Source organism: Kocuria sp. ICS0012 (assembly GCF_001665945.1).
GTDB classification, from domain to species: Bacteria; Actinomycetota; Actinomycetes; order Actinomycetales; family Micrococcaceae; genus Kocuria; species Kocuria marina.
In genome coordinates, this window is the sequence record NZ_LZMM01000062.1 from 1 (window position 1) to 7825 (window position 7825).

Consider the following 7825-nt stretch of genomic DNA (forward strand, 5'->3'; position numbering starts at 1 on the left):
GATGTGACGCGGTTGTGCCCACGAGACCTGGAGTGTGGGCAACCTGCCCGAGCTGGGGTGGGGGGGGGGGGGGGGGGGGGGGGCGGGGGAGAACGGGGGGGGCCCCCCCCCCCCCCCCCCCCCCCCCCCCCCCAACAACACCCCCCCCCCCCCCCCACCCCCCCCCCCCCCGCCCCGTGATTCCTCTATGAAGGACCCCCCCCCCCCGCCCGCGGGGGGGGGGGGGGGGGGGGGGGGGGCGGGCCCCCCCCCCCCCCCCCCCCCCCCCCCCCCCCCCCCCCCCCCCCCACCCCAGCTCACAACACTGCCGCCGGCCAGGCGCCCTCTCGCGCGCCGCCGGCTCGACCGGCGGAGCGGTCGAGATGGAGAAGTTGGTCTATGACCGTTAGGGCGGGTTTGGTGTTCAATGGGATGGAATGGTGTTGCTGATGTGAAGGAGGCGTGATGGCGCAGCGTAAAAGTGCGACCAAGACAGAGGCGCGGGAGCGGGCCCGCCGGGCGGCTGCGGAGTCGATGGCTCGGGAGCAGCGGTTGCTGGAACTGGGTGAGGAGTTCTTCGTCGCCCAGGGCGAGGCCGAGCAGATCATGGAAACGGCCGAGCAGCGGATCGCAGAGATTCGGGCCAAGGCCGAGCAAGAAGCCGCGCGGGCCACGGAGAATCAGGTGCGCGTGGTGGCCGGCATGAAGGGTGAGCGGGTCACCGTGGCAGAGATTGCCCAACGTTTAGAGCTGTCGGCCGCTGAGGTTCGTGCCTTGCTAAAGCCTCCGACCGCAACAACCTCAGTTGACTCAGAGCAGCAGGGCGCTTCCTCTGTGGAGGACGTCAAGTAGAGAGCTAGTTCTCTGCTCCAGGTGTGTTTTCATCGGAGGGTGCTGCTTGATCTGCTGCTGAGGTGGAGTCGCCCGGAGCGTAGAGGTCTGGCATTAGTGTTCTTCCCCAATACACCAGGTTGCCTCCACCTTTTGTATGGGGGATCGACTCCGCCAGCCTTTCCGGTGAGTACCCAACATGCTTAAGGCAACGGGCGGCTACCACAACGGTGAGCGAGGCAACGAGCACGCGGGTTTGTGCGATCTCTGTCTGCTTCTCCAGGCCATGCGCGTAGTTGTTGCGCAAATCCTTCACCGCCTTCTTCCATAAGCTTTGTGCTTCGGGTGCCGTCCCGCAGATCATCGGCACCAGTGGCCGCACGTCGTCCAGAATGTCTTGGATGCGCTGATCGAGTGTGGGCTGACTCGACTGACCAATGAAGACATGTTCCTGCAGGAATGACGCCATGAGGTCGTCGATGTCTCCTTCCTCCTCAGCCCTCGTGATGATGCGGCTGATGACGCGACGGACCGTTCTCGCTTGAGCCTTCGTCAGATCACCCGACTTCTTCGGGTTGAGCTTCCGATGTAGCCCCTCCAGGGCCATGACCATCGTGGTGAACTCTGCGTCCACGAACCGTTCGCCATACTTGCCACGGGCGAGGATGCTAGCCGTGGTTCCAGGAGCTCGCCCTAGGCATGAGTGCCGTTCCAACCAGGTAGCAATGGGCTGGACACCAGACTCGTCCCTACGGGCAGCCATGCCGTCATGACGCTGATCCCCCAAGGCGTCTTCAACCATCCAACCGTCAACTTCCAACGATTGCTCGGGCCCGTCTGCGATCAGCACGCGGTACCGGTCGATCACGGCTCGGTCCATGCGCACCAGTGAGAAGAACTCTTGAAGATGAACGGCGAAGTGCTGAGTCACTTGCCTTAGCGGCATCGCTTCACGGCCCGTCCACTCCAACTGTGTCCGCCTGACGACGGACTCCTGGTGAGCTTCATATCGTCGCTCACCAGGAAAGGTGAGGCGCACTGTTCCGGGCAGCGGGCCGGCCACCGGCGCGTCCAAGTTCTCGATTTCTTGCTGCTCCTCAGCATGGCCACGGGAGCTTTCGAGGGACGCGACTGGCGCTTGCGCCCATGCATCCAAGCCACTGAGATGAACGAACGCATGTGTCACACGGTCCTCTTCTGTCAGCTGAGCTCCGTATACCAACCAAGCTGCTCGAAGTCCTTGCTGAACTAGCTCCACGTCATTCTCAAAGATCCCAGAGCCAGCCTGGCTTTGGATCACCACGTCGAAGAGGGTTACTGCTTGTGGAAATCCCATAAGAGCGCCATGAACAATTGGGATGCGTCTTTGGGACCACGGGGCGAGTTCACCGCTCAAGATCAACGTGGGAGTGTGGTTATGGACTCGCAAGAGGCCGGGCACCTCTCGTTCGCGATCCTCCGGTAAGCAGAAGAATCCCAACCACTCGTTGTCATCCAGCTGCTTCATGTGCACCTCTTCCTAGAACAGGGTGGGGTGGTCAGGATCGATGCCGTGCACGAGCTCACGCACCACGTCCTCGTCCCACCCTCGGGTTTTCAACTCCTCGCGCAGCTGCCGGGACCGCGCCGAGCGTTCGGCCCGCGACAGCCTCCGCCACCGGGCGGTGGTGGCCGAGGGCATCCTGCCCTTCATCGCCCGGTCGGCCATGTTCTCCGACCGGCTGCCCAACAGCAGGTGCGTGGACGGCTCCAAGCTCGCGTGCACGCACAGCGGGACGTCGCACCAGTGCAGCGCGGTCAGCCCCTCGATCGCACTCAGCCCGCCGTGGACGGTGGCCAAGGAGAAGCGGTGGGCGGCGACGGCTCTCTGACCGTTGGCGGTGGGCAGCCAGAAACGGCCGTAGCCGTCATCACTGATCGCCCCGAGCCACAGCCAGCACGAGTCGGGTTCCGGGCCTTTCAGGACGTGGGAGTAGAAGCGTTCAACGTCCGCGGACTGCACGGCGGGCCTCCGCTTGGTGGACCAGCAGCAACAGCAGACCCGTGAGCACGGCACCCACTGCGATCGCCGGCCAGGTGTTGTCGTTGATGCCCACTACGGTCCACACCCAGAACAGATACAGGGTGATGGCCACAGTGCCGGCCACACGGTGCCGTAGCGCGGAGGGCATCGGGATGATGCGCAGCACCCAGTGCGCTATCGCGTGGCCGATGCGGTAGAACAGCCGCACCCACCACAGCAGGTAGAGGATCACGAGGCGGGGCATCACCGATCTCCTCTCGGCGCAGGGGCATCATGGGTGGCCGCCAGTGCTTCGGCGTCCCAGACGTCAATCTCGTCTTCGGGTAGCTCCAGACTCACATGCGCCAGAGACTTAATCTCTCCGCGCAGCACCCGCCCCACCGCGCCCTTGGACACCCCCACCCGGCGGTGGATCTTGTAGTGGGACAGCCCCGCCCGGTGCAGCCGGTGAATGGCGCGCACCTGCTCGGGAGTGATCGGGGACTTCCGCCCCAGCTGCACCCCGCGGGCCCGGGCGGCCTCCAGCCCGTCCTGGACCCGCTCCACGATCAGTGCGCGCTGGTACTCGGCCATCGCCACGAACACGTTGAGCTGGAAGCGCCTGGCCGGGGTGGTGGTGTCGATGGCGTCGGTGAGACTGCGCAGCGCCACCCCGCGGCGGATCAGCTCGTCAATCGTGGTGACCATGTGGACCAGGGAACGCCCCAGCCGGTCCAGGGAGTACAGCACCAAGGTGTCTCCCTCCCGGGCTTCGGCCATGAGCGCGGCCAGGCCCGGTCGCTCTGCCTGGGTGCCGCTGACCTTGTCGGTGAAGACCAGCTCCGCCGGCACTCCGGCCTCGGTGAGCGCGCGCAGCTGCACGTCGAGGTTCTGGGAGGTGGTGGACACTCGGGCGTAGCCGAGCAGCCGGCCGGGGTGACTCGAAATGGAGCCGTTGTGAGCTTTTTGAGTCATCGCGTATCGAGTCCTGGATTTCGAGTCGGGATTTGGGAAGCTGTGGCCGGCCCTCGTCGGCGGGCCGGCCACTATGGTCACTGAATCATCCGCGTTTTTAGCATCAAGCTCACACCAGTGGACCATGCAGATGGTATCGGTCAGGTTGTCGTCAAAACCTCCATTCCGATGTTTGCCCTTCGAGGTATCAGCCGACGGGGCAGCGCGAAGGGAAAACGGGACCGCGGACGTTTGATGGTGTAGCTTCGCAGCCAGCGACATTGAGACTCAGAACGGTGTTCCAACATTTACTTTGTACCGGCATGCCCGGTCTGCCCCGCTAGTGAGACAAGGAAGTCCGATGAACAGAGACGAGTTGGTGTTCGGCGTCGCGGGCAGCACAGCAACCCCAGCGGTGTCGATCACACTGGCCCAAGCCGGTCTGCGCGAACGTGAGCATCTGCAGGAGTGGGTACTCGCACACCCGGAGATGCTCGGTGCCGATGTCCTGGTCATCACCAGTGAGTTCGACCGCTGGATGTCCCGGGACGGGCGCGAAGCCGACCGATTGGACGTGCTCGGCCTCGATGCGGACGGGCGACTGGTGGTGGCCGAATTGAAGCGAGATCAAGCCCCGGACTTCGTCACCCTGCAATCGATCAAATATGCGGCCATGGCATCACGATTCGAGGTGGAGCAGTTGGCCGACGCCTACCTCAACTTCCATTCCCAAGAGGACGACGCCCCCACCACCGCCGAGGAAGCACTGGCCGTTCTCCGAACCCACGCACCTGCCCTGTCCTCCGAAACCCTTCGATCGCCGCGCATAGTGCTCATTGCCGGGAGCTTCCCGACCACGTTGACATCATCAGTGGTCTGGCTCGGTGAACAGGGAATCGACTTCACCTTGATCCAGGTCGGCGCCTACCGGCTCGGGGACCACCATTTGGTCACTGTGTCCCAAGTCTGGCCACCGCCTGAAGCCGAGGAATTCGTCGTGGCACCCTCACGAGCGGAACGGAGTACGAGCACAACCATCACTGCGCCCGAGGCCCCCTGGACCGTTGACGATCTCACGCAACTGGCAAATGCGACCTCCAGCCCCACTATCCTCGCCACGATGGACCTGTGCGCCGCAGCACCGGGGAAATGGATCGGCGGCGATCAGGTCATGGAACACACCGGCAGAGAAAAGAACGCCCACCGCGGAGACTATGGAGGCTTCGCCATTACGTTGCGTCGCCGGTTCAATCGCAGCAATGCCCCTTACGAAATGAACTATGCCGTCGGCGATACGCCGCAACAGTACTATCGCCTCTCACCAGAGATCGCCCAGATGTGGCAGCAACTACGCCCCCAGCAAGACTCGACCGGCACGCCGGCGACATGACCGCTTTTTTCACTTGGGACTGATGCATCTGCAAGTGACAACTGAGCTGGATTGATGGCCGCTAACCGGGCCATATGTAAAGCCGAAAAAGAGTGATACGCGGTCAGACATCACCTGCGCACACATTAGCCCCATGGGTCATGATGGTGCTCATGCATCCAGTACCTGACCCATCTTCCGACGATGCTCGCTACCGAGCCGCTATTAACGAATTAATCACTGATTGGGATCGGCGGCAGTGGGATGGGCGTCGAGTCCAGCCCGAATCCATGGAGCAGTTTCTCATCATCGCAGGATTCGCGAGCCAGGGATACGAGCAGGCCCGAGCCTACCTGTTAGCGCTGAACAAAGTGCCGGAAAGTGCGGTGATGCCGTTGGCGCGCGCTGTGTTTGAGGGGGCCATTACTGCTCAGTGGCTGGCCCTGGTGTCAGATGGGTGGAAAGCCATTGCGCAGGAGCACGTGCGCCAACAACAAGCACTAGCGGGTGACCTGCTGGCCACTAGGATACCAGAATACGACGCCATTGCCCATCGGCTAGAGGCGTCGGTACAGCACCACCCGGAGCGACTGACAAACTTCCACACGAGGCAGGGGCGCTACTTCAGCGAGCGTTGCAAAGACCTGACCACGAAGGACGCATACATCCAATTTCGGATGTTATCCACTGAAGCTCACCCGACGGTGGCCGTGTCTGGTAAATGGATCCACGGCCCGCTGGAGTCGGGAGGGCCGGCACGGATGGTGAAGCCGGGCCTAGGCACGGACGGCTACTGGCCACAGCTGATCGTGACGTCATTGACGCTGCTGGCCGGGGCGCAGACGGCATTGGACGGCAACGAAGAACGGAGACAGTTCCTGGAGCGGATAGCGCAAGAAACCGGGGCGATGACGAGGCTAGAACTGAGTCAGGCGTACTACGACCGCATGTCAAATCCGTAGTCGTGATCATGTGGATCTTCTCGGCTAGAGAAAGGACATGTTTGCTGTAGGTTCCAGTCGAAAATACACCGATTCGGCATGGGCGAAATTATACTCGGCACCGCGCGCGCCGCAATGGGACTAAAGGGAATTACATTCATGCAGATCTTGCATCCAGTGGCTCAAAGCGGCACAGAGGAAAAATTCTGTATTTTTATTTATAGGCACAAAACCACATATTCCACTGGCGCCCAGTAAGGCAAGTGGAGATTGAATGATAAAACGCGCTCTCCGTTTACATCACACATATCACGTCCTTTGGCCTTCTCATTGCTTGGTGGACGGCGCCCGAGCACCTTTCAATTCCAGGTCAGTTCGATGGGATCCCACTCCTCTTCGTCGAGATCTCCATTTAGCACCGGATCCAGAAGGCGTTGGGCCAGGGCAGTAGCTGCGTCGATGGCTTGGTGATCGGCGCAAGCGGGGATAGTGCGGGCCATTTTGGTGTAGCTGGACCCCCAAGTGGTGGGGACGGTGAAGTGGGTAAAAAGTTCGAGGCGGCGGCGTCGACGTTCGGTGTCGATTGCTTTGGCAAGGGTTGCAGCGCGAAGGGGGTGGGTGGTGGCGATGACGACGATGTCCACGAGGTCTTTCTCTCGGGAAGAGTGAGCACCGTTGTAGGTGGTCATGGTGGCGCAGACCTTGTCGGCAATCTGGTCCACGATCGGGTAGAGCCGGTAGTCGGTGGTTACCAGGCGGGGTAAGTGGAGACGGTTGGCCGGGGTGGTGGTCTCGATGGGCGCGGTGACTCCGGCGCCGATGGCCAGGTCCACGTGGAAGGAGCTGAGTTTTGTAGTGCCCAGGTAGGGGATGAACGTGACCCGGTAGCCGTCGGTGTAGGGCTGAGCCTGTCCCTCCATCGCGTCGACGTGGCTGTCGTAGACGAACCGGAAGTAGTCCCCTAGGTCGACTGCCACCAGGCGCTTGAGGTCTTCGAGAGCCTGATCGAGGGTGAACCCGTTGCGGTAGAGGTCCACGTCCAAGGTGGCCCGGGTGGAGGGGATGCGCGCGAGCATACCCGTACCACCCTTAAGGACCCACTCTGAATTGGCGCCATCGGAGAAGACACGGCACAGGAACCGATCGAAACACGCCTGCCGGATCATGTTGCTGACATTGCGTGAGCGGTCCTGTTTGCCGGCATTGCGCGCGGCATTCTTGATGGCACTGTCCACTGCTGCGGAGGTGGGATAGGGCGGCTCAGATGACATGGACACCTTTCATGGAGGGCTGGAGGAACTGCAGGTGCGGGGAGGAGCCGCTGCGGAGGACGAGTAAGTAGCACATAGCACCAGACGAGCTTCATCAGAACGTCTTGGCAGTGAGTGACTACGCAGTATGGCTTACGGGGAACCCTGTAATGATGGGGGGCGTCCTCACGGGTAGGTGCCGCTCTGAGGCCTCTACGAGGACGAGGCCTCCTCTTCTGCCGGCGGAGGGTCTTGGGTCAAGGCGGTGGCCTGATGTGACCCCCCTGAATGATTCAGTGAACTACGCAGCCGCGCCGCTGTCTGTTGCCAGGCGGGGTTAGTGAACGGCTCCAGCGCGGTACGCACGGCGGTCATGTTCACGGCGTTGAGCTGGGACAGCGAGGTGTTGGTGCGTAGGACTTTGAAGCGCCCTGAGTTTGTTGGAGGCTCCTGACCTTGGAAACGAGGATGGAGTTATGCCGAAGGAACTGGCGAATGG

The 7825-nt window shown here is 62.2% G+C and carries 8 protein-coding genes; 3 read left to right on the plus strand and 5 right to left on the minus strand.

The genetic code is table 11. The features are described 5' to 3' along the window. Nucleotides 1-441 precede the first annotated feature (441 nt). Entirely contained in the window at nt 442-831 is a 390-nt protein-coding gene (locus A5728_RS10225; protein WP_156523442.1) for a hypothetical protein, read from the plus strand. A gap of 4 nt (nt 832-835) precedes the next feature. On the opposite strand, the gene A5728_RS14250 is transcribed toward A5728_RS10225, so the two are convergent. From A5728_RS14250 to A5728_RS10250, 4 genes are read right to left on the minus strand one after another with little or no spacing between them, the layout of a single operon-like run. After that, the gene (locus A5728_RS14250; protein ID WP_156523443.1) at nt 836-2317 is read right to left on the minus strand and encodes a HEPN domain-containing protein; all 1482 of its coding nucleotides are present in this window, start codon (nt 2315-2317) and stop codon (nt 836-838) included. Between the two features lie 12 nt (nt 2318-2329). Then, nucleotides 2330-2812, minus strand: coding sequence for a hypothetical protein (locus tag A5728_RS10240; RefSeq protein ID WP_064846938.1), 483 nt, complete (start codon nt 2810-2812; stop codon nt 2330-2332). Next, entirely contained in the window at nt 2793-3077 is a 285-nt protein-coding gene (locus A5728_RS10245; RefSeq protein ID WP_064846939.1) for a hypothetical protein, read from the minus strand. The genes A5728_RS10240 and A5728_RS10245 overlap by 20 nt, the downstream gene beginning before the upstream one ends. Continuing rightward, nucleotides 3077-3787, minus strand: a complete 711-nt coding sequence (locus A5728_RS10250; protein WP_082943402.1) for a recombinase family protein — start codon at nt 3785-3787, stop codon at nt 3077-3079. The genes A5728_RS10245 and A5728_RS10250 overlap by 1 nt, the downstream gene beginning before the upstream one ends. Before the next feature lie 340 nt (nt 3788-4127). Here A5728_RS10250 and A5728_RS10255 point away from each other — a divergent pair, with 340 nt between their 5' ends. Beyond that, a complete protein-coding gene (locus A5728_RS10255; protein ID WP_064846941.1) occupies nt 4128-5156 on the plus strand; it encodes a hypothetical protein in 1029 nt (342 codons plus the stop codon). Nucleotides 5157-5425: 269 nt separating this feature from the next. Then, nucleotides 5426-6097, plus strand: coding sequence for a DUF5677 domain-containing protein (locus A5728_RS10260; RefSeq protein ID WP_064846942.1), 672 nt, complete (start codon nt 5426-5428; stop codon nt 6095-6097). Between the two features lie 338 nt (nt 6098-6435). On the opposite strand, the gene A5728_RS10265 is transcribed toward A5728_RS10260, so the two are convergent. Next, on the minus strand, nt 6436-7347 hold the full coding sequence (locus A5728_RS10265; protein WP_082943403.1) for a nucleotidyl transferase AbiEii/AbiGii toxin family protein: 912 nt from the start codon (nt 7345-7347) through the stop codon (nt 6436-6438). Between the last annotated feature and the right edge of the window lie 478 nt (nt 7348-7825).